We start from the raw sequence: 21905 nt of genomic DNA on the forward strand, positions 1-21905 counted from the left end.
TGAGGTCACGAGTTCGAACCTCGTGTGTCGCTCCAAATTAAAACGTTATTCGGAAAAGCCGTTACTCGTCTATCGAGAAACGAGATTCCGAGTTATGAGAAACGAAAAGATCGGACGCGGGATGGAGCAGCTTGGTAGCTCGTCGGGCTCATAACCCGAAGGTCGTAGGTTCAAATCCTGCTCCCGCAACCAAATAATCGTATCTTGGAAAAGCCGTTACTCGTCTATCGAGAAACGAGATTCCGAGCCACGAGAAACGAAAAAAAGCGACACTAGCTCAGCTGGTAGAGCGCAACCTTGCCAAGGTTGAGGTCACGAGTTCGAACCTCGTGTGTCGCTCCAAATACATAAGGTTTCTAGTTTATAGTCCCTAGTTTCTAGGGAAAGACTTAAAGCCTAGGGACTAGGAACTCGTATCCTAGCTTCCTCCAAATATATAAAAACGATCTCTTTGGAGATCGTTTTTTATTCTTTGTAATTCAGTAATGGGTATTATTGAAGTCACGATTCAACAATAAATCTAGTTTTACTGGATTTCTGCTCTTTGATTGCTACAGTTTATATTTCCTAGCTCAGTTCGTCAGCTCAACATCGAAGCTTACCTGATGTTCTTACAGGTACGATCTAACTAAAAATCGATAATTATCTACAAACTTATCCACATGTTTATTTTGTGGATAACTTGGTGTGTAAGTTGTTTTTTAGTTGTAATAAAATCCATTTCAAATGGATCATCTAAAGTTGATTAAAATCACAAATTAAATGACAGTACTGTAACTTGTTGTTTTATATGTTATCTGTTGTTTTACTGTATGGAAAGACAGTGTGTTAAAAGGATCTTTATTTAATTTTTACTTGATCTTTACATTTGTTTTGAATGTGCTTAACTTTTTGTTACGCCCTGTCACGCTCTCGCTTTTGTCACTTTTTCCACATTTCTAATATTTTTTGGGATAAGTATCACTAAGCGTCTCTTGGAAGCCCTTTTCCTATAATTCTAACTAGTCTTTCTAATTTAGTATTTCGTGCTGTATTAGCATCAATATCATTCTTCTTTTTATTTTGTTGCTCTATCGCCCATTGAATATGAATATCTAAATTATCATCTAATCCTAGGCGTGTTGTTAGTGCTTCTAGGATCGCCGATTCATAAGGTGCATTACCTAGGGCGATCGAAATATTACGTAACCACTGAATGTGGCCAATACGACGAATAGCAGAGCCTTCCATATTTTTTAAAAATTGCAGTTCGTTCCACTGGAATAGTTTGATAAGGTCAGCATCATTGAATATGTCACGTCGGTGAAAACTTGTTTCATTTGTGACGTCTGCCGCCCTATTCCACGGGCATACCAATTGACAATCATCACAGCCATAAATTCGATTGCCGATTTTTGAGCGAAGTTCTTCAGGGATGACACCATCTAGTTCAATGGTGAGATAAGAGATACATAAACGAGCATCAATCACGCCTTCTTCGACAATCGCTCCTGTAGGGCAAGATGTCATGCAAGCTCTACATTGGCCACATTGATCAGTCTGAGGTTCATCAATAGGAAGGGGGATATCGACTAATAGCTCACCGAGAAAAAACCAAGATCCAGCTTGCTTATCAAGAATGAGGGAATGCTTTCCTGCCCAACCTAGTCCCGCTTTCTGTGCTAAAGGGCGCTCTAAAATAGGTGCTGAATCAACAAAAGGTCGATAACCTAATTCACCCACTTCTTCTTCAATCCGTTGTCCCAGCTTTTTTAATTGGTTGCGGATGAGTTTATGGTAGTCGCGACCTAATGAGTAACGACTAATATAAGCCTGAGTAGGATCGGATAAGTTTGAAGCAAATTGCGCCTCTGGAGGCAGGTAGTCCATACGAACGCTTATTACACGGATGGTTCCTGGGTGGAGTTCTTGAGGTCGCGCTCGCATCATGCCGTGTCGCGCCATCCAATCCATAGAACCATGATAACCGGCATCGAGCCAACGCTGTAATTGGGCTTCATGTTCCGAAAGGTCAACATCGGTGATCCCAACTTGCTGAAAGCCGAGCTCTTTACCCCATTGTTTGATTTTATTAGCAAGTTCTTGATAGTTCATGTTAGACGGGCTATTTCGGTAAGATTTATATTAGAATTCTAGCATGAGTTAGGAGTGTGATTCAGTAGCAACGACGATCTCTATTTACTGAATAACGTAATTATGACCAAGTTTCTATTTCTTTTTGACACTTTATTTAGAATTTGTCGTCAATATATAGAATAATAGACCGATTGAGTCTTGCCACTGTTGACTCAGTCAGTTTACTATTTTTTATTGATGGAATTATAAGCTGCCAATAGGCCATTTATTATACGGGTGATGACACTTTATGACGACCAAGCAGACGATAAAACAAGCTATGTTAAGTGATGAATCTGCGACCATCGCGTTTGGAACACAACTGGCTAAGTTATGCTCTCAGCAAACCACTATTTACTTACATGGTGATCTTGGTGCTGGAAAAACGACCTTTAGCCGAGGTTTCATTCGTGCTTTAGGCCATGAAGGAAATGTAAAGAGCCCAACATATACCTTGGTTGAACCATATCAGCTAGATCAGTGGCAAGTTTATCACTTTGATTTATACCGTCTTGCGGATCCTGAAGAACTCGAGTTTATGGGAATCCGTGATTATTTTACCCCCGATGCGATTTGCTTGGTGGAATGGCCTGAAAAAGGTGAAGGTCTGCTTCCTTTAGCAGATCTGGATATAGAATTACGTTACGTCGATGTGCAACGTCAGGTTGTGATCACGGCGAATAATGAATATGGGCAATCTTTAGTAAGTAAGTTGGAGCTGTGTTGAAACATTCTTATTTTCGAGCGCTGTGTCTGCTCATGATGTTATGGCTTGGTGCTATTGCGAGTGCCAATGCTAATTCTTTAAATAGTATTCGAGTTTGGCCTTCACCTCATGACACCCGTGTGGTGATGGACATGGGCAGTGAAGCTAAATTTAGTTATTTTACTTTAAGCGGGCCAGATCGCTTGGTTTTGGATTTAAAACAAACACAATTAAAAACCAAATTACCGATTGTGATTAAAGATAGCCCGGTATTAACTAAAATTCGTCATAGCACACCGGCTGAGCCATCAAGTTATCGTTTAGTGTTTGAATTGAAATCAGCACAAAAACCAGAAATATTTACCTTAGCGCCAACTGCTGATGGTCAATATGGACATAGGTTAGTGGTTGATTTTAAACATGAAGGAACCGCTTCGACATCCTCAAATAATACTGCGGTTAAAAGTGCCCCTCAAAAAGCACCTGCTCCAGCTGTCACAACGCGCGCCATTCCAGCATCTAAAATTGTCGTGGCAATTGACCCTGGACATGGTGGTGAAGATCCCGGCTCTATTGGGCCGACTCGTAAATATGAAAAGCACGTCACATTAGCGATTGCTAAAAAAGTAGCAGCTAAGCTGAATTCAACATCCAATATTCATGCAGTCTTAACTCGTACTGGTGATTATTACGTTAACTTGAATAAGCGTTCGGAAATTGCCCGTAAAAATAAATCGCTATTATTGCTTTCTATTCACGCCGATAGTTATACGACTGCAGGGCCACGCGGTGCTTCGGTATTCGTATTAAGTACTCGTCGTGCTAATACTGAAATTGGCCGTTGGGTGGTGAAAAAAGAAGAGCAATCTGAGCTGCTAGGTGGTGGTGGTGTTCTACTGTCTAAGAATAGCAATGATAAAAATGTTAGCCAAACGGTGCTAGATCTGCAGTTTAGCCACTCGCAAACCGAAGGCAATAAACTCGCTCTGAAAGTGATCCAAGAGTTAAGACAAGTGACAAAAATGCACACGACTAAACCAGTTTATGCCAGCCTTGCCGTATTGAAGTCTCCAGATATTCCATCAATATTAGTTGAGACAGGCTTTATTTCTAATCCGCAAGAAGAGAAGCTATTATTTCAGAACTACCATCGAAATAAATTAGCCGGTGCGATTTCCAATGCGGTCGTTGAATACTTTAAAGCCAACCCACCAGAAGGCATGATTGTCGTGAATCAATCATCAGGTTCGAATCATAAAGTGAAAAGTGGCGAGTCTCTTTCGGTGATTGCCCATAATTATGGCACCACTACAGCAAACTTGATGAAGTGGAATAACTTAAAAAGTTCAAAGGTATTTGTTGGCCAAGAGTTGAAAGTTGCTTCACCAGGTGCCACATCTAGTAATGGTAGTTCAACGAATGTTCGTAGTACTGGTTATACAGCAGTGACTCATGTGGTAAAAAGTGGTGACTACCTAGGTAAAATTGCTGAACAATATTCAGTATCGGTGAGTAGCATTAAGCAACAGAATAACTTGCGCTCCAATACCTTAAAGGTTGGCCAGAAATTACAAATCAGCGTTCAGGTAAAAACGACTATTTACCAAGTACGTAATGGCGATTTTTTAGGTAAGATTGCCGACAAATATGGCGTCAGTATTTCTGATATTCGCAAAGCCAATAATTTGAGATCCGATAGCCTAGCAGTAGGGCAGAAGTTGACCATACCTCAATCTTAAGCTCGCTCTTAATTTCAATCGATTAAATGGTGCAGTAGCGTTATGGCGATAAAAATTTTACCCGCTCGATTAGCCAACCAAATTGCGGCAGGTGAAGTTGTTGAGCGCCCTGCATCGGTGGTTAAAGAGCTGGTTGAAAATAGTATCGACTCCGGCGCGACGCGCATTGATGTTGATATTGAAAAGGGTGGCAGCAAGCTGATTCGAGTGCGTGATAATGGCTCGGGTATTGAAAAAGATGAACTAGGCTTGGCGCTCAGTCGTCATGCTACCTCGAAGATTCATTCCCTTGATGATCTTGAAGCGATTCTTAGCCTAGGCTTTCGCGGTGAAGCGTTGGCCAGTATCAGTTCGGTTTCGCGTTTAACCTTAACGTCTCGTACTGCAACACAAGCTGAAGCATGGGCTGCCTATGCCGAAGGTCGAGATATGGCGGTGCAATTAACCCCTGCCGCTCACCCGATTGGAACCACTGTTGAAGTGGTCGATCTCTTTTTTAATACTCCGGCACGTCGCAAATTTCTACGCACTGAAAAGACCGAATTTTCTCATATCGATGAACTACTTAAACGTATTGCGTTGAGCTGTTTTTCTGTCTCCATTACCTTACGCCATAATGGTAAAGTCATACGACAATATCGCTCAGCCAAAACCGATTTACAAATTGAAAAACGAGTGGCAGCGGTATGTGGCAATAACTTTATGGATCACGCGGTTGCGATTGAACTTAATCATGATGATTTAAAACTTAAAGGTTGGATCACCACACCGGATGGCGCACGTAGTCAGAGTGATCTTCAGTACTGTTACGTTAATGGTCGAATGATGCGTGATAAGTTAATTAATCATGCTATCCGTCAAAGTTATGAGAATGCACTTCGTCCCGAGCAATTCGCGACTTATGTGTTGTTTATTGAAGTCGACCCACATCAGGTCGATGTTAATGTTCATCCCGCTAAGCATGAAGTACGTTTTCATCATGCCCGCTTAGTTCACGACTTTATTTATCAAGCGTTAAGTGATGCACTGGCGCAAAGTATTGAGCTCGTTAAACCATCGGTATCTAAATCGGCGTACGCAACAGAACCCGTTGGAGGTGATGACTACTCGGTTCGAGAGTCAGTGCCAGTCCATCAACCTCAGCATGCAAGCTCTAACCCTAGTGCTAACACTCAAGCGTGGGATTCATCTCCAGGGGCAGCACGATCGTCTTCCCCTGTCTCTTATCCAAGCTCGCGCCCCTCTTCCATAGTCCAGAAAAAGCAAACCGATGCTTATCGTGCTTTATTTGAGCCTTTAACGAGTGTTGCTGACGAGGAGTGTGATGACTCGGAGCTAGGTGTTGTGGAGCAAGGTTTTATGGAGCAGGATGTTCCCCCTGTTTCTCAATCTCCAATGGAAAAGCATGAGAGCTCAGCGATCAATATCACCGACCTAGGTAAAGCATTAACGGTGATCCAAGATGTTTATTTATTGATGCAAAATGCACAAGGTTGCCATTTGGTTGATTTAAATAAAGCAGAAGCGCTACGGGTTCAAGGCCAGTTTAATCTTGTTGATGGGGTGATGTTGAAAGCTCAGCCTTTATTGATCCCTTTAAATATTCCAATGTCGGCTGAAGATATTGAAACTTTAACGACTTATCAGAATCTATTGCTCACGCTGGGAATTGAATTAACAGCGAGAGGGAAAAGCAGCGTGATGGTAATGGGCGTGCCACAGCCATTACGTAAGCAAAATTTACAGCAATTAATACCCGATCTATTGTCCGAGTTACAAAAAGATCAAAATGTTGAACTACCCTTGATCACTCAATGGATCACAAGCAAGATTGTGGTATCAAAACCAAAATATAGGCTTTCTGAAGCGATTCAGTTAGTCGCAGAACTCGAACAAATCTGGGGCGCTTATTTGCCTTATCATCAATATAACTGGATCCAACCTGTGAATTTTTCTGAATCAATAGCGGCGCTACAATCATGACACAACCATTACCACTCGCATTATTTTTAATGGGTCCAACCGCATCAGGTAAGACTGAGCTGGCGATTCGTTTAAGACAAAAATATCCGGTTGAGATCATCAGTGTTGATTCTGCGTTAATTTATAAAGGCATGGATATTGGTACTGCCAAGCCTGATGCACAAGAATTAGAACTGGCACCGCATCGATTGATTGATATCCTCGATCCTAGTGAAGCGTACTCTGCCGCTGATTTCCGTCGTGATGCGTTGCAGCAGATGGATGAAATTGTGTCTCAAGGTAAAATTCCGTTATTGGTTGGCGGGACGATGTTGTACTACAAAGCCTTACTTGAAGGGTTATCACCATTACCGGCCGCCGATCCGGACATTCGCCAACAAATTGAACAAGAAGCGAACGAGAAAGGCTGGGATGCAATGCATCAACAGTTAAGTGAAATTGATCCTGTTTCTGCTAAGCGTATTCACCCTAACGATCCACAACGTTTGTCTCGCGCATTAGAAGTGTTTCGTATTTCAGGTAAAAACCTAACCGAATTGACGGAACAAAAGGGTGAAGCATTGCCTTACCAAGTGAAGCAGTTTGCCATTATGCCAAAAGAGCGAGCAGAGCTTCACCGTCGGATTGAGCTGCGATTTGAAAAAATGATGGCGGCGGGCTTTGAAGATGAAGTCAAAGCATTACGTGCCAGAGGTGATCTACATCTTGATCTTCCTTCAATTCGTTGTGTAGGCTATCGACAAGTGTGGGAATATTTAGATGGCAATGGTACATTGGATGAAGCTATCTTCCGTGGGGTATGTGCCACACGTCAATTGGCTAAGCGACAAATCACCTGGTTACGTAGTTGGAATGACTTAACTTGGTTAGATAGTGAAGATATCGATGCGGGGGTTAAGGCGATTTCTGCCGAAATTGATCATTATTCACATTGATAACTTTATCAATCAAATTGTAAGTAAATTCTGATTGATGCAAGCATCTTGAATGAGTTTGTGTATATACTGTAATTGCTCATACTCTTTGTGCTCAAGTACTTTGCGTATGTATCAAAAGCGACTTCAAGGTTGAAATCGCTATATAAAAGAAACTTTAGCAGTCGGGTGAATTCATCCGTTAATGCATGACTTATCGCTTATGCTGAGAAACCTGCAATATCGATAAGAATTGGCACTGCTTTTTGTGTAAGTAAGTACTTTTGATTTTCTACGCTAAGTCCCATTTGGAACGTAGTAAAAAGAGAAAGTTAGCTAAAAATAAAATAAACAACAAATATAAGGAATATAAAATGGCTAAGGGGCAATCTTTACAAGACCCGTTCTTAAATGCGTTACGTCGCGAGCGTATCCCAGTATCAATCTATCTCGTGAATGGCATTAAATTACAAGGCCAAATTGAGTCATTTGATCAATTTGTGATCCTATTGAAAAACACAGTAAACCAAATGGTTTATAAGCATGCAATTTCTACTGTCGTTCCTGCCCGTGCGGTTAGCCATCATACGGCTGAACGTCCACAAGGTGAGCGTACGGAACGTCCTCAACAAGAGAATTCTGAAGATTAATATCTATCTAATTTTGAACTATCAATCATTAAGGAGCGAACTGCTTGTTTGACCGTTATGAAGCCGGTGAGCAGGCTGTACTTGTTCATATCAACTTCACACAAGAAGGTGAGTGGGAAGATCTCAGCGAGTTTGAAATGTTGGTATCTTCCGCTGGCGTCACATCGCTACAAGTTGTAACAGGTAGCCGCCAATCTCCGCACACAAAATACTATGTCGGAACCGGTAAAGCTCAAGAAATCGCGGATACAGTTAAGGCTCTCGGGGCTGAAATTGTCATTTTCAATCATGCTTTAAGTCCCGCTCAAGAGCGTAACTTAGAGTATTTATGTCAATGCCGTGTGTTGGATCGTACCGGGTTAATTCTCGATATCTTCGCCCAACGAGCTCGAACCCATGAAGGTAAATTGCAAGTAGAGTTGGCACAGTTACGTCATCTTTCTACTCGTTTGATTCGTGGTTGGACGCACTTGGAGCGTCAAAAAGGTGGTATTGGTTTAAGGGGGCCGGGTGAAACTCAGCTAGAGACCGATAGGCGCCTTTTACGTGAGCGTATCAAAGCAATTTTACGCCGCTTAGCAAAAGTAGCGAAACAACGTGAACAGGGACGTAAAGCTCGTCAACGTGCTGAAATCCCAACGATATCTTTAGTTGGTTATACCAATGCGGGAAAATCCACATTATTTAACTGTATTACAGAGGCCGGGGTTTATGCCGCTGACCAATTGTTTGCGACGCTAGACCCAACTTTGCGTAAGATTGAGTTAGAGGATGTTGGTGGGGCAATCTTAGCGGATACCGTTGGTTTTATTCGCCACCTTCCACATGACTTAGTCGCTGCATTTAAAGCAACATTGCAAGAAACGCAAGAAGCTGACATTTTGTTACATGTTGTGGATGCAAGTGATGACCGTTTTCGTGAGAATATTCATGCGGTAAACGAAGTTCTTGAAGAGATCGATGCTCATGAGGTTCCATCGCTATTAGTGATGAATAAGATTGATAGCATGGACGATCAGAAACCAAGAATTGATCGTGATGATGAAGGCAGACCTCGCACCGTGTGGGTGTCAGCGATGGAAGGGCAAGGCATTGATTTGCTATTTGCTGCGTTGACAGAACGTCTAGCAACTCAAATTGTTCAATATCAGTTGTGTATTCCTCCTATGAATCAGGGGAGAGTTCGCAGCCTGTTTTTCCAATTGAATGCAATTCAAGCGGAAGAGTATGATGAACAAGGCAATTTATTGATTGATATTAGAATGCAACAAGTTGATTGGTTAAGATTAGTGAAAAGAGAAGGGGCAGTAATGAGTGACTTTATCGTCACCGACATCACTGCTACAGTATGATATCAATTATTACGAGACAGATTGATATAACGTCATATCTATACGATGGAGCTTTCTAATGGCGTGGAATGAGCCTGGAAATAATAACGATAATAACGGCCGCGATAATGACCCTTGGGGTAAGAATAATAATCGTGGCGGTCGTGAACAAGGTCCACCTGATTTGGATGAGGTGTTTAACAAACTCAGCCAAAAATTAGGCGGGAAATTTGGTAAGAAAGGGGGCGGTAAAGGGCCTTCTTTTGGTGGTGGCGGTGCAATGGGCTTTGGTGCCATTGCTATTATTGCCATTTTAATTTGGGTGTTCTCTGGTTTCTACACTATCGGTGAAGCAGAAAGAGGCGTGGTGTTACGCTTAGGTAAATATGAGCGTATGGTTGACCCTGGTCTAAACTGGCGTCCTCGCTTTATTGATGAAGTTTCTGCGGTAAACGTTCAAGCTATTCGTTCTTTACGTGCATCTGGTTTGATGCTGACTAAAGATGAAAATGTGGTTACCGTTGAAATGGGTGTTCAATACAGAGTTTCTGACCCTTATAAGTATTTATATCGTGTGACGAATGCTGATGATAGCTTACGTCAAGCAACTGACTCTGCATTACGTGCCGTGATTGGTGATTCATTAATGGATAGTATTTTGACTAGTGGTCGTCAGGCGATTCGTCAAGAAACAGAAAAAACCTTGAACCAAATTATCGATAAATACGATATGGGCTTAACGGTTATTGATGTGAACTTCCAATCATCTCGTCCTCCTGAGCAAGTAAAAGATGCGTTTGATGATGCGATTGCCGCTCGAGAAGATGAAGAGCGTTTCATCCGTGAAGCAGAAGCTTATAAAAATGAGATTTTACCGAAAGCAACGGGTCGAGCTGAACGCTTGAAGAAAGAAGCGCAAGGTTATACTGAACGCACGGTAAATGAAGCATTAGGTCAAGTTGCTCAGTTTGAGAAATTACTTCCTGAATATAATGCAGCACCAGGTGTTACTCGTGATCGTTTGTACTTAGATTCAATGGAGAAGATTTATTCTCATAGCTCGAAAGTGCTGATTGACTCTGATTCATCAGGCAATATGTTATATCTGCCAATTGATAAGTTGATTTCAGAATCTAAGCAAAATAACAGTTCAACTCGTGCTAAAGATAAAACGCAACCAACCTATGATGGTATTCAGTTGGATCCACAAAATAGCAACGAATCTCAAGATTCAGGCACTAACTCAACATCTACACGTCAAGGGAGATTCTAAGCATGCGTAAGTTAATTATCCCTTTAGTTGCGATTTTAATTGTCGTTTCGTTAATGTCGGTGTTCGTGATTCCTGAAGGTGAGCGTGGCATCGTGATCCGTTTTGGTCGTGTACTTAAAGATACTAATGAAATCTCTAAGATTTACCCGCCAGGGTTGCACATTAAAATGCCTTTCTTTGATAGTGTAAGAACGTTAGATGCGCGAATCCAAACTATGGATGGCCGCTCTGACCGTTTCGTAACCTCAGAGAAAAAAGACGTGATCATTGATACCTATGTGAAATGGAAAATCAGTGATTTTGGTCAGTACTACCTTGCAACGGGTGGTGGTAACACTCTTACTGCTGAAACTCTATTAGAGCGTAAAGTGACAGATGTACTTCGTTCTGAAATTGGTTCACGTGAAATTAAGCAAATTGTTTCTGGACCAAGCAGTGATATTGTTGCGGTAGATACTATCGATGATAATGAAGTGCTGCCTGAATCAGCCAAAGAAGCACTTGAAATCGATGGTGAGCGTGATCAAATCATGCAAGATGTATTGGAAGATACTCGTGGTAGTGCGATGAAAGACCTCGGTGTTGAAGTCGTTGATTTCCGTATGAAGAAAATCAACTTACCAGATGAAATCAGCGAATCTATTTATCGCCGTATGCGTGCTGAACGTGAATCGGTTGCTCGTAAACACCGTTCTCAAGGTCGTGAAAAAGCCGAGATCATTCGAGCACAAGCTGAACTTGAAGTTGCTACTATTCTTGCAGAAGCTGATAAAACCGCTCGTGTAACACGAGGTGATGCTGATGCAACTGCAGCGAAGATTTACTCAAAAGCTTATACGCAGTCACCTGAGTTTTATAGCTTCTTACGTTCATTGAAAGCGTATGAGAAGTCATTTAGCAACAAGAGTGATTTGTTAGTACTTGATCCTAAGAGTGACTTCTTCAAGTATATGAATGACAGCAATGGCCGAAAATAAGTTGATTAAACTAATTCGGTAGTAAGATATGAAAGGCCCTTCGTGGGTCTTTCTTGTTTTTGGATATATAAAAGTTTTTGGGATATAAAAGAGAGAGATTGAAAATGACCGCATTGATGATCGCCATTGGTCTATTGCTGATTTTTGAAGGGATGGGGCCGGCGTTATTTCCAAAACTGTGGCGCGATATGGTGAGTCAAATGGCTCAGCAGCCCGACCAGCAATTAAAGCGTATTGGTACCGGACTGATTCTGGTTGGTGCTGTTATTGTGTTATTGGTAGTGAGTTAGAGCTTTTATGCTTCAATTTTGTAAAACCTAATTTATACACTATTTGTCGAAAAATTAACGTGCATAAAAAATCATCTAAAAAATGACTGCAAGATGGTGCTAGGCTATGCTAGAATCCTTTTTTAACTAGCAGGCAGACTTGGAAAGATGGGAAATAACGTAGTCGTTCTGGGCACCCAATGGGGTGACGAGGGTAAAGGTAAAATAGTTGACCTTTTAACTGAAGATGCAAAATATGTAGTTCGTTATCAAGGCGGACACAATGCAGGTCACACTCTAGTCATTGACGGTGAAAAAACCGTTCTTCACTTAATTCCATCAGGTATTCTACGCGAAAATGTAAAATGCATTATCGGTAATGGCGTAGTACTTTCACCTGACGCTTTATTAAAAGAAATGAAACCGCTTGAAGAGCGTGGCATTCCAGTACGTGAACGCTTATACATTTCTGAAGCTTGTCCTCTAATTCTTCCTTATCATATTGCTTTAGACCAAGCTCGTGAATTAGCTCGTGGTAAAAAAGCGATTGGTACAACTGGTCGTGGTATCGGTCCAGCTTACGAAGATAAAGTTTCTCGTCGCGGTTTACGTGTTGGCGATTTGTTCGACATGGAAGCTTTCGCGCAAAAATTAAAAGAAGTGATGGAATATCATAACTTCCAACTAGTGAACTACTACAAAGTAGAAGAAGTGAGCTACGAAGAAGTGTTGGAGCAAGTAAAAGGCTATGCTGAATTACTGACGTCACTTGTGATTGATGTGACCGATGAGCTTGATTCTGCTCGTAAACGTGGTGATAAAATCATGTTTGAAGGCGCGCAAGGTACATTGCTTGATATCGACCACGGTACTTACCCTTATGTAACTTCTTCAAACACCACAGCTGGTGGTGTTGCTGCAGGTTCTGGTTTTGGTCCTCGTCACTTAGGTTACATCTTAGGTATCGCGAAAGCTTACTGTACTCGTGTTGGTTCAGGTCCATTCCCGACTGAGTTATACGATGGGTTAGAGAAGCAAGATCCGGTTGGTAAACACTTAGGTACGGTTGGTAACGAATTTGGTGCCACCACTGGTCGTTTACGTCGTACTGGTTGGTTTGATGCGGTTGCTATGCGTCGTGCCATTCAAATTAACTCATTATCTGGTTTCTGCTTAACTAAGCTTGATGTACTTGATGGCTTAGAAGAAATCAAAATTTGTACTAGCTACAAAATGGATGATGGTTCTACTGTTGAAGTATCTCCAATGTCAGCTGATGATTTTGAAAGAGCGACACCCGTTTACGAAACCATGCCAGGTTGGTCTGAAAATACTTTCGGTGCTAAATCTATCGATGAGCTTCCTCAAGCCGCTCTTGATTACATTAAACGAATTGAAGATCTAACGGGTGTACCAGTTGATATTATTTCAACCGGTCCAGATCGTAACGAAACCATCATTAAGGTTCACCCATTTAATTCTTAATTGTGAATTAAATTGAGCGATAAAAAAGCCGACTTCAGTGTCGGCTTTTTGTTGTCTGTCACTTAGGGTTTATTAGTATTACAGTACTTTATGAGGACCAAAGCATTCGTAGTGAATGTTGGCTTCGGGTACTTGTTTTTCGACTAATTGTTTTGCAATAAATTGCATGAATTCAATTGGGCCACATAAGTAGAAATCAGTCGCTTGCCAGTCGATAGAATCAACCGCGTTTAAATCCATAAAGCCTTGTTGATCTTTGTACCAAGTCTGCTGAGTTAAATTTTCTTGTTGTTTTACATACTCGGAAACCCTTGTAGCAAATGCGTGGCGAGCAGTATTGTCTGTTGCGTGTAACCAATGAATATTAGCGCTATGTGCGTTTTTAATGCTTTCTAAGATCGCGAGCATTGGCGTTAACCCTACACCAGCTGAAATTAAGGCGACAGGCTTGTTACTTTCGCTAGTAAAGAAAAAATCACCAGCAGGTGCGGCAAGTTGAACAGTATCGCCCACTTGGATCTCATTATGAATATGGTTAGAGGCTACACCTTGCTCTTCTCGTTTTACCGAGATGCGGTAAGTCTTACCATTTGGTGCATCTGACAAGCTATATTGGCGGATTTCTTGGTTTGCTAGTTTGTCTGAGTTGAGGTAGATACCAATGTATTGTCCAGGTTTGTAACCCACAACGGCTTGGCCATCAATAGGCTCAAAAACAAAGCTGGTGATCACATTACTTTCAGGCGTTTTTTCAATGACTTTAAATTCACGAGTTCCACGCCAACCACCAATTTCTTGTTCGTTTTGTTGGTAAATTTCTTCTTCTCGGTTGATGAATATACTGGCAAGTAAGCCATAAGCTTCAGCCCAAGCATCGAGCACAGCTTGTCCTGGGCTCATCAGTTCATCAATTGTTGCCAGTAAGTGAGTACCAACAATGTCATATTGTTCTGCTGTGATGTTAAAGCTAGTATGTTTTTGGGCGATTTTTTCAACCACAGGTAGTAAAACTTCAACATTATCGATATTGGCAGCGTAGCCATAAACCGCATTGAATAGAGCTTCACGCTGACGACCCGTATCTTGATGGGTTAAGTTAAAGATATCTTTTAGTTCCGGATGATGCTTGAACATACGATCATAAAAATGAGCGGTCATTGAAGGACCCGCTTCGGCAATAAGTGGGGCGGTAGACTTGACGATATCGATGGTTGATTGGCTTAACATATCCGTACCTTTTTAAAGTTGCATTTTAGATGTATCTTTATTGTTATCTAAACGTATCATTCAGTCAATCTAATACTTATTTGAAGTTACTTGGGTATATAATGTTGCAATTCGAAGTTGGGAGTAGATATGCAATTAACATCTTTTACTGATTATGGCTTGAGGTCATTACTTTATTTAGCCGCGTTGCCCGATGGGGAGCGTTCTAATATACAAGCGGTGAGTGAGCGATTTTTTATTCCTAAAAATCACCTAATTAAAATTATCAATAAACTTGCCCAGCTTGGTTATATTCAAGCAACAAGAGGTAAGCATGGCGGTATTGTTTTAGGTAAGCCTGCTGAGTTGATTGTAGTTGGCCAAGTGGTTAGAGACTTAGAGCCCTTACAGCTTATTGATTGCTCTGAAAGCGCCTGTCACATTACATCGGCTTGTCGTTTAAAGGCTCAACTGGCCAAAGCAAAAGAAGCATTTTTGTATCAACTGGATCAATGTACTCTTGCTGATTTACTTGATAATAATGATGAGCTGGTATTACTCCTTACTCCTGTGTGACATACACTTGTCATTGTTATCTGCTTTAATTAAAAGAAGATATTTAAACGATTTCTGTAGGTTAACGCCTCACTCAGATATACTAATCATTACACTTTGCGCACATAAGCAGGTTTGTCATGTCCGAACGTACTCATATTGATCCTTTCGCAGATCGTGAATCCGAAAAATACGAAAATCCAATCCCGAGTCGAGAGTTCATTCTTGATTTTTTAAAGCAAGCAAATATGCCAATGAATCGTAATGATTTATTTGAAGCTCTGAACTTAAAAGGTGAGGATGAATATGAAGGTTTACGCCGTCGCTTGAGAGCAATGGAGCGAGATGGCGAGCTGATCTTTACCCGTCGTCAATGCTATGCCTTACCAGAAAAAATCGATTTAATTAAAGGTACCGTGATTGGACATCGTGACGGTTTTGGTTGGGTTCGTCCGGAAGGAAGCGTTGGTAAAGATAATGATGTTTTGCTCCCTTATCACCAAATGCGTACAGTTATTCATGGCGACTATGTTCTTGTTCAGCCTAATGGTGAAGATAAACGTGGTCGTAAAGAAGGGCGTTTAGTTCGAATTCTTGAAGCGCGTAAAACCAACCTTGTCGGACGCTTCTTTTTAGAAGATGGCCATGCTTTTGTCGTGCCAGATGATTCTCGTATTAGCCAAGATATTTTGATCCCTGATGAGTTCCGCGAAGGAGCTCGTATGGGTAATGTTGTCGTCGTTGAATTGACCGCTCGCGCGACGCGTTCTCGCGGCATGATGGGTAAAATTGTTGAAGTACTAGGTGAAAATATGGCACCGGGTATGGAAATTCAAATTGCGATCCATACCCACCAAATTCCTGATCAATGGCCGGTTGCTGTTGAGAAACAAGTTGAACACCTTGATGAAGAAGTGCCAGAAGAAGCCAAAGAAGGCCGAGTGGATTTGCGTGATTTACCACTGGTTACTATTGATGGTGAAGATGCTCGTGACTTTGATGATGCGGTTTACTGCCAAGCGAAAAAAGGTGGTGGTTGGCGTTTATGGGTAGCCATTGCGGATGTGAGTTATTATGTTCGCCCGAATACTGCGCTAGATAAAGAAGCGATTAATCGTGGTAACTCGGTGTACTTCCCATCGCAAGTGGTACCTATGTTGCCTGAAGTATTGTCGAACGGTTTATGTTCGCTAAACCCACAAGTTGACCGTTTATGTATGGTATGTGAAATGACCATTTCGGCTTCGGGTAAGCTTTCAGGCTATAAACATTATGAAGCGGTGATGAATTCACATGCCCGCCTAACTTACAATAAAGTGTCGGATATTTTAGAGGGTAATGAAGAGCTTCGTACTCGTTATCATGCCTTGGTGCCGGACTTGGAAGAATTGCACAAAATGTATAACGTGCTGAAAGTGGCGCGTGAAAACCGTGGGGCGATTGAATTTGAAACCACGGAAACCAAATTTATCTTTAATGAACAGCGTAAAATTGATCGTATTGAACCTGTCGTGCGTAACGATGCGCATAAGATCATTGAAGAATGTATGATTTTAGCCAATATTGCATCGGCCTCTTTTGTTGAAAAAGCCAAAGAGCCTGCACTATACCGTGTGCATGACACTCCAGGTGAAGAACGACTAACGGGCTTTAGAGATTTCTTGGGTGAGTTAGGTTTGAACTTAACTGGCGGACTTGAGCCAGCACCAACTGACTATGCGCAATTGATCAAAGCGATTGGTGAGCGTCCAGATAAAGAGCTGATTCAAACCATGCTGTTACGCTCGATGAAGCAAGCGGTCTATAATGCGGAAAATGGTGGCCACTTTGGTTTAGCATTGCAGCGTTATGCTCACTTTACTTCACCGATTCGTCGTTATCCTGATTTGCTACTTCACCGTGCGATTAAATATTTAATTGCGAAGAATGAAGGCGTGAATACCGACCGTTGGACGCCAACCGGTGGTTATCATTATAGCTTTGATGATATGGATTTTTACGGTGAGCAATGCTCCATGACCGAGCGTCGTGCAGATGATGCCACCCGTGATGTCTCTGATTGGCTTAAATGTGAATATATGCAAGACCATGTCGGCGAAGAGCTCGATGGGGTGATTGCCAATGTGACAGGTTTTGGTTTCTTTGTTCGACTAAGTGAATTACACATTGATGGCTTAGTTCATATTTCCTCGTTGGCAAATGATTACTATCAATTTGATCCTTTAGGTCAACGCTTGATTGGTGAGAGTTCAGGCGTTATTTATCGCTTGGGTGATTCCGTTAAAGTGAAAGTATTAGCGGTAAATCTTGATGATCGCCAAATTGACTTTGAAGTAGTGGGTACTGAGCGCCAACCTCGCGGTAAAGGTAAGACGGCTAAGAAGCGTGCTGCTAATGCGGATAAAAAGGCATCGACTCAAAAGAAACAAGCAGTCAAAGCCAATAAACCCGGCCAAAAAGCGAAGCCACTCGTTGAGCCAACTAAGCGACCAGATGACAGTTCTGACAAACCGAAAAAGAAAAAAGCACGTAAGCCGAAAGGAGCCGCTACCGGAAAACCGGGTACGAAACCTAAGCGTAGTAAACCATCGGCATCTAAGCGTTCTAAGATGAAACAACAAAATTCTTAAGTTTAGTAGCTCCCTGAATCACAGGGAGTCGCATTAATAAATACGGGTGATAGCACCCTCAAGGTAAACAATGAGTAACGAATTTATTTTTGGCATTCATGCCATTAACGCTGTGTTAGATAAAGACCCAGCTCGCCTAGTTGAAGCATTTGTGCTTAAAGGCCGTGAAGATGACCGACTAATGCCGGTGATTAACCAACTACAGAAGTTTGGTATATCAGTGCAACAAATGGGACGCAAAGCGCTTGATGATAAAGCGCAAGGGGCGAACCACCAAGGCATTATTGCCAAAGTAAAACCGGCTAAGCAATTAAATGAACACCACCTCGATGACATTATTGCGGCTTGCCAAGCAAAAGGTGAGCAGCCTTTATTATTAGTTTTAGATGGTGTTACCGATCCGCATAACCTAGGTGCTTGCTTACGTAATGCTGATGCGGCAGGTGTTGCTGCGGTCATCGTACCAAAAGATAAATCTGCACCTTTGACCGGTACGGTAAGCAAAGTCGCTTGTGGCGCAGCGGAGACGGTTCCATTTGTTCGAGTGACCAACCTTGCTCGCACTATGAGAGCGTTGCAAGAACAAGGGATTTGGTTTGTCGGTACCGCAGGTGAAGCCACTCAGGATATCTATCAAGCCAAGTTAACCGGCCCATTAGCGATTGTAATGGGAGCAGAAGGTGACGGTATGCGCCGTTTAACTCGTGAAACGTGTGATGATTTAATCAAGATCCCAATGGCGGGTAGTGTTTCAAGTTTAAACGTCTCTGTGGCTACAGGGGTGTGTTTGTTTGAAGCCGTGCGTCAGCGCTTAGGTTAAAGCTAGAGCCGAGATGCGGGGATGCTTCGCTCGAGAGCCGAAAAGTGGCTTCGTATATCGGAGCTCGGCCGCGTTGCTGCTCGTTACTCGGAAAATATATTAGCGCAATGTAGTGAGTTTTATATAACAAGCAAAAAGAAAACGGTCATCCTGAACTACGTTCGTGCCTCACTATTCAGGATGACGTGTTTTTTTTCTCACACCCACTTGTATTTTTCCTCGCAACTCGAAGCGCAGCGCACTCGGCCCTCGCAACCAACTTTTCTGTTTTTCGATCCACGAGCAGCGTAGCGCCCTAGACCCCGAAAAACGACCCCCTTTTCTTTTTCATCTTTCTCTTGCCTAATCTGGTGACGTCTTATACAATTCGCCGTCCTGAAATCTCGGTCTTTTATATTTTTCGTTCCTTGTTTCCTCCGGACGGCCGAGCCAATGTGGAAACTAATAATCCGTAAGGAGCAACCTATGCGTCATTACGAAATCGTATTCATGGTGCACCCTGATCAAAGCGAGCAAGTTGCTGGCATGATCGAGCGTTACACTGGTTCTATCACTGAAGCTGGCGGTACTATCCACCGTCTAGAAGATTGGGGTCGTCGTCAAATGGCTTACCCAATCAACAAACTTCACAAAGCTCACTATGTTCTTATGAACGTAGAAGCTGGCCAAGAAGTGATTGATGAACTAGAAACTGCTTTCCGTTTCAACGATGCAGTTCTACGTAACATGATCATGCGTACTAAAGGCGCTGTAACTGAGCAATCAATTATGCTTAAAGCGCGTGAAGAGCGTGCTGAACGTGCTCCACGTCGTGAAGAGCGTTCTGAAGCTAAGCCTGAAGCGAAGCCAGAAGCAGCAGCTGACGCTGAGTAATTGATTTGATGACCAATCGGTTGGAGTTAAGCGGCAATGTCGTGAAAGCTCCAGTTAGAAGCCTAAGTCCTGCTGGCATCGCCCATTGCTTTTTTAGCCTTGAGCATCGTTCAACAGTGATGGAAGCCGATTTACCTAGACAAGTTTATTGTCGTATACAGGTAGTCGTTAGTGGGCAAAGGTCACAAGCATTAACTCAACATTTAGTACTTGGCAGTAACATTAAGGTAGGCGGCTTTGTTGCTTATCAGACTGGCCGAAATGGCTTAGGAAAATTAGTGCTACATGCCGACACCATTACTCAAATTTAAGATTAGGAGATAGCCCATGGCTCGTTTCTTCCGTCGTCGTAAATTCTGCCGTTTCACTGCAGAAGGCGTACAAGAGATTGATTACAAAGATGTATCAACTCTTAAAAACTACATCACTGAAGCTGGTAAAATTGTACCTAGCCGTATCACTGGTACAAGCGCTAAATATCAGCGTCAACTAGCTCGTGCTATCAAGCGTTCTCGTTATCTAGCACTTCTTCCATACACAGATAAGCATCTGTAATTGGTCGCAGTTAAATAATTTAAGAGGACTCAGATAATGCAAGTTATTCTACTTGATAAAATTGGTAACCTAGGCAACCTTGGCGACCAAGCAAACGTTAAATCTGGCTACGCTCGTAACTTCCTTATCCCACAGGGTAAAGCAGTTATGGCAACTAAAGCTAACGTTGAAGTTTTTGAAGCTCGTCGCGCTGAATTAGAAGCTAAAGTTGCTGAGCAACTAGCTGCTGCTCAAGCTCGTGCTGAGAAAATTAACGCACTAGAAACAGTTGTTCTTGCTTCTAAAGCGGGTGACGAAGGTAAACTATTCGGTTCTATCGGTACTCGCGACATCGCGGATGCAGTGACTGCTGCTGGCGTTGAGATCGTTAAGAGTGAAGTTCGTCTTCCTGAAGGCGCGCTACGTACAACTGGCGAGTTTGAAATCAGCATCCAACTTCACTCTGAAGTATTTGCTGAAGTTAAACTTCAAGTTGTTGCTGCTTAATAATCAGCATCAAAGCGTAATAAAGAAGCCGGCCTAGTGTCGGTTTTTTTATGCTTAAATTTTAAGGTATCTGCTTTTGGTATATGTTGAGTGCGTTTGGTCGGTGAAGTCTACTTTGGCGAGTACAGTATATTGATGGTTAGCACGGTATCTGTTTTTTCTAGATTATTAGGCACTCTGCTTAGGTGTTCTATGCTTTGTGATATTTTCAAAGCAATATCTTCGGTTATATCATTGATAATACTAATTTCAGTATCAACACGAGTATTACTGGAACCGCTGACAATCGTGCCATCAAAGTTAAATGAGGTTCTATCAAGGGGTTTCCAGTTCAGGGTTAAGCTTGCACGGACAATTGGCTCGTCAACATTGTCTGGAAATATTGGGTCATCATCATCGATTTCATCGGTATTGGGTTCTTGATAACGATAACCAGGACCGAGTTCAGTCTCAACTTTTAGCGTTTTAGTGTTTGTGATCTGATAACCCAGACCAGTTGAAACGGTATAATCATGAAAGTATGAACTGTATTTTGAATCTATACCTTTAAAGTTGCCATAGATATAGAATTTAGGGCTGATTTTATAGTCACTTTGCAATTGATAGGTTTGTTCGCGCTCGTCTTCTTCGCCATCTTCATTTTTCAAATAGATTTTTATCTCACCACTATTACGTAAGCGGCCACTAATTTGTGACAGAGATAGACGTGCGTTTAAAGACCGTTCATCTTCATTGCCTTGTTCCGAACGATAGCCAAACTCGATTTCAGGCAACCAGGTCGAGCTACCAACAGAACTGGATTCTGTTGAGGAGGCTTTTTTTGTTGTATTTAGTGTTTCATTGACAGCTTTTTTATCAGTGCCCGTGCTTGGCTTTTCTACTTTTTCTTTTCCTTCATCAAGAAGTTCAGCAATAAGATCTTCATTAATGCCATCATCTTCTGAGTCTGTTACTTGCTCGCTTGATTGTGTTGAGGGGGGAGTAGAATCATTATCTGCGGTAGCGGTAGCGGTATTGGTTGTTGGTTCGAATGTGATTTTTTCTGATTCACCATCAACCACTTTTGCATCTTCAATTGAATCTACATTTTGATTTTTTTCAGCTGCACTTGAGATCTCCTGCTGAGTGCTTTCAGAGGAGGTCATGATGGTTTGAGTATCATCCTTGAGTACTATTTCAGAGTTGCCTGTTACCACGTTATTATTACCCGGCATATCATTTATTGATGATTGACTCGGTAATGCGTCTTCACTATAAACTTGGCTGCTTATAATTAAACACAATAGTGGTAATAATCGATTTTGCACTAAGCGCGATACCTCAATAAAATAATAGCCG

The 21905-nt window shown here is 42.0% G+C and carries 20 protein-coding genes and 2 tRNA genes; 19 read left to right on the forward strand and 3 right to left on the reverse strand.

Features of this window, described 5'->3' with window-relative positions:
• Positions 1–115 precede the first annotated feature (115 nt).
• Positions 116–192 (forward strand) — tRNA-Met (locus K358_RS0102730).
• A 74-nt stretch (positions 193–266) separates the two neighbouring features.
• Positions 267–342: transfer RNA gene (locus K358_RS0102735), tRNA-Gly, on the forward strand.
• A gap of 621 nt (positions 343–963) precedes the next feature.
• Here the strand turns inward: K358_RS0102735 and queG are convergent.
• On the reverse strand, positions 964–2094 hold the full coding sequence (gene queG / locus K358_RS0102740; protein ID WP_027695387.1) for a tRNA epoxyqueuosine(34) reductase QueG: 1131 nt from the start codon (positions 2092–2094) through the stop codon (positions 964–966).
• A 271-nt stretch (positions 2095–2365) separates the two neighbouring features.
• Here queG and tsaE point away from each other — a divergent pair, with 271 nt between their 5' ends.
• From tsaE to K358_RS0102790, 10 genes are all read left to right on the forward strand, one after another.
• The gene (gene tsaE, locus K358_RS0102745; protein ID WP_027695388.1) at positions 2366–2842 is read left to right on the forward strand and encodes a tRNA (adenosine(37)-N6)-threonylcarbamoyltransferase complex ATPase subunit type 1 TsaE; all 477 of its coding nucleotides are present in this window, start codon (positions 2366–2368) and stop codon (positions 2840–2842) included.
• Positions 2843–2874: 32 nt separating this feature from the next.
• The gene (locus K358_RS0102750) at positions 2875–4560 is read left to right on the forward strand and encodes a LysM peptidoglycan-binding domain-containing protein (protein ID WP_083962733.1); all 1686 of its coding nucleotides are present in this window, start codon (positions 2875–2877) and stop codon (positions 4558–4560) included.
• Between the two features lie 42 nt (positions 4561–4602).
• Positions 4603–6543 (forward strand): DNA mismatch repair endonuclease MutL, encoded by a 1941-nt coding sequence (mutL, locus tag K358_RS0102755; protein ID WP_027695390.1) that lies wholly within the window; start codon positions 4603–4605, stop codon positions 6541–6543.
• Positions 6540–7478, forward strand: coding sequence for a tRNA (adenosine(37)-N6)-dimethylallyltransferase MiaA (gene miaA, locus K358_RS0102760; protein ID WP_027695391.1), 939 nt, complete (start codon positions 6540–6542; stop codon positions 7476–7478). The genes mutL and miaA overlap by 4 nt, the downstream gene beginning before the upstream one ends.
• A gap of 353 nt (positions 7479–7831) precedes the next feature.
• The gene (gene hfq, locus K358_RS0102765) at positions 7832–8107 is read left to right on the forward strand and encodes an RNA chaperone Hfq (protein ID WP_027695392.1); all 276 of its coding nucleotides are present in this window, start codon (positions 7832–7834) and stop codon (positions 8105–8107) included.
• 44 nt (positions 8108–8151) lie between these two features.
• A complete protein-coding gene (gene hflX, locus K358_RS0102770; RefSeq protein WP_027695393.1) occupies positions 8152–9459 on the forward strand; it encodes a ribosome rescue GTPase HflX in 1308 nt (435 codons plus the stop codon).
• Positions 9460–9517: 58 nt separating this feature from the next.
• Positions 9518–10711 carry an FtsH protease activity modulator HflK gene (gene hflK, locus K358_RS0102775; RefSeq protein ID WP_027695394.1) on the forward strand — a complete coding sequence of 398 codons (1194 nt, stop codon included), beginning with the start codon at positions 9518–9520 and terminating at the stop codon, positions 10709–10711.
• 2 nt (positions 10712–10713) lie between these two features.
• Positions 10714–11688, forward strand: a complete 975-nt coding sequence (gene hflC / locus K358_RS0102780; RefSeq protein WP_027695395.1) for a protease modulator HflC — start codon at positions 10714–10716, stop codon at positions 11686–11688.
• Positions 11689–11792: 104 nt separating this feature from the next.
• Positions 11793–11978: a DUF2065 domain-containing protein gene (locus K358_RS0102785; protein ID WP_038149570.1), complete on the forward strand. Its 186-nt coding sequence runs from the start codon at positions 11793–11795 to the stop codon at positions 11976–11978.
• Between the two features lie 147 nt (positions 11979–12125).
• Positions 12126–13442: an adenylosuccinate synthase gene (locus K358_RS0102790; protein ID WP_027695397.1), complete on the forward strand. Its 1317-nt coding sequence runs from the start codon at positions 12126–12128 to the stop codon at positions 13440–13442.
• Positions 13443–13520: 78 nt separating this feature from the next.
• Here K358_RS0102790 and hmpA read toward each other — a convergent pair whose 3' ends face one another.
• Positions 13521–14669 (reverse strand): NO-inducible flavohemoprotein, encoded by a 1149-nt coding sequence (gene hmpA, locus K358_RS0102795; protein ID WP_027695398.1) that lies wholly within the window; start codon positions 14667–14669, stop codon positions 13521–13523.
• Positions 14670–14798: 129 nt separating this feature from the next.
• On the opposite strand from hmpA, the gene nsrR reads away from it, so the two are divergent.
• From nsrR to rplI, 7 genes are all read left to right on the forward strand, one after another.
• Positions 14799–15224 carry a nitric oxide-sensing transcriptional repressor NsrR gene (gene nsrR / locus K358_RS0102800; protein ID WP_027695399.1) on the forward strand — a complete coding sequence of 142 codons (426 nt, stop codon included), beginning with the start codon at positions 14799–14801 and terminating at the stop codon, positions 15222–15224.
• A gap of 119 nt (positions 15225–15343) precedes the next feature.
• Positions 15344–17833: a ribonuclease R gene (gene rnr, locus K358_RS0102805; RefSeq protein WP_027695400.1), complete on the forward strand. Its 2490-nt coding sequence runs from the start codon at positions 15344–15346 to the stop codon at positions 17831–17833.
• 70 nt (positions 17834–17903) lie between these two features.
• Positions 17904–18653, forward strand: coding sequence for a 23S rRNA (guanosine(2251)-2'-O)-methyltransferase RlmB (gene rlmB / locus K358_RS0102810; protein ID WP_027695401.1), 750 nt, complete (start codon positions 17904–17906; stop codon positions 18651–18653).
• A gap of 465 nt (positions 18654–19118) precedes the next feature.
• Positions 19119–19526: a 30S ribosomal protein S6 gene (gene rpsF, locus K358_RS0102815; protein ID WP_027695402.1), complete on the forward strand. Its 408-nt coding sequence runs from the start codon at positions 19119–19121 to the stop codon at positions 19524–19526.
• Positions 19527–19534: 8 nt separating this feature from the next.
• Positions 19535–19837, forward strand: a complete 303-nt coding sequence (gene priB, locus K358_RS0102820) for a primosomal replication protein N (RefSeq protein ID WP_027695403.1) — start codon at positions 19535–19537, stop codon at positions 19835–19837.
• A 16-nt stretch (positions 19838–19853) separates the two neighbouring features.
• Entirely contained in the window at positions 19854–20081 is a 228-nt protein-coding gene (gene rpsR / locus K358_RS0102825) for a 30S ribosomal protein S18 (RefSeq protein WP_027695404.1), read from the forward strand.
• Between the two features lie 36 nt (positions 20082–20117).
• On the forward strand, positions 20118–20567 hold the full coding sequence (rplI, locus tag K358_RS0102830) for a 50S ribosomal protein L9 (protein ID WP_027695405.1): 450 nt from the start codon (positions 20118–20120) through the stop codon (positions 20565–20567).
• 110 nt (positions 20568–20677) lie between these two features.
• On the opposite strand, the gene K358_RS18945 is transcribed toward rplI, so the two are convergent.
• Complete coding sequence (locus K358_RS18945) at positions 20678–21874, reverse strand: DUF481 domain-containing protein (RefSeq protein WP_244875217.1); 1197 nt, start codon at positions 21872–21874, stop codon at positions 20678–20680.
• Positions 21875–21905 lie beyond the last annotated feature (31 nt).

It is taken from the genome of Vibrio litoralis DSM 17657 (genome assembly GCF_000426765.1).
Lineage (GTDB): Bacteria > Pseudomonadota > Gammaproteobacteria > Enterobacterales > Vibrionaceae > Vibrio > Vibrio litoralis.

Coding starts and splice junctions, on each gene's coding strand:
- queG (WP_027695387.1), bottom strand. CDS start 2,094: ATGAACTATCAAGAACTTGCTAATAAAATCAAACAATGGGGTAAAGAG.
- tsaE (WP_027695388.1), top strand. CDS start 2,366: ATGACGACCAAGCAGACGATAAAACAAGCTATGTTAAGTGATGAATCT.
- K358_RS0102750 (WP_083962733.1), top strand. CDS start 2,875: ATGATGTTATGGCTTGGTGCTATTGCGAGTGCCAATGCTAATTCTTTA.
- mutL (WP_027695390.1), top strand. CDS start 4,603: ATGGCGATAAAAATTTTACCCGCTCGATTAGCCAACCAAATTGCGGCA.
- miaA (WP_027695391.1), top strand. CDS start 6,540: ATGACACAACCATTACCACTCGCATTATTTTTAATGGGTCCAACCGCA.
- hfq (WP_027695392.1), top strand. CDS start 7,832: ATGGCTAAGGGGCAATCTTTACAAGACCCGTTCTTAAATGCGTTACGT.
- hflK (WP_027695394.1), top strand. CDS start 9,518: ATGGCGTGGAATGAGCCTGGAAATAATAACGATAATAACGGCCGCGAT.
- hflC (WP_027695395.1), top strand. CDS start 10,714: ATGCGTAAGTTAATTATCCCTTTAGTTGCGATTTTAATTGTCGTTTCG.
- K358_RS0102785 (WP_038149570.1), top strand. CDS start 11,793: ATGACCGCATTGATGATCGCCATTGGTCTATTGCTGATTTTTGAAGGG.
- K358_RS0102790 (WP_027695397.1), top strand. CDS start 12,126: ATGGGAAATAACGTAGTCGTTCTGGGCACCCAATGGGGTGACGAGGGT.
- hmpA (WP_027695398.1), bottom strand. CDS start 14,669: ATGTTAAGCCAATCAACCATCGATATCGTCAAGTCTACCGCCCCACTT.
- nsrR (WP_027695399.1), top strand. CDS start 14,799: ATGCAATTAACATCTTTTACTGATTATGGCTTGAGGTCATTACTTTAT.
- rnr (WP_027695400.1), top strand. CDS start 15,344: ATGTCCGAACGTACTCATATTGATCCTTTCGCAGATCGTGAATCCGAA.
- rlmB (WP_027695401.1), top strand. CDS start 17,904: ATGAGTAACGAATTTATTTTTGGCATTCATGCCATTAACGCTGTGTTA.
- rpsF (WP_027695402.1), top strand. CDS start 19,119: ATGCGTCATTACGAAATCGTATTCATGGTGCACCCTGATCAAAGCGAG.
- priB (WP_027695403.1), top strand. CDS start 19,535: ATGACCAATCGGTTGGAGTTAAGCGGCAATGTCGTGAAAGCTCCAGTT.
- rpsR (WP_027695404.1), top strand. CDS start 19,854: ATGGCTCGTTTCTTCCGTCGTCGTAAATTCTGCCGTTTCACTGCAGAA.
- rplI (WP_027695405.1), top strand. CDS start 20,118: ATGCAAGTTATTCTACTTGATAAAATTGGTAACCTAGGCAACCTTGGC.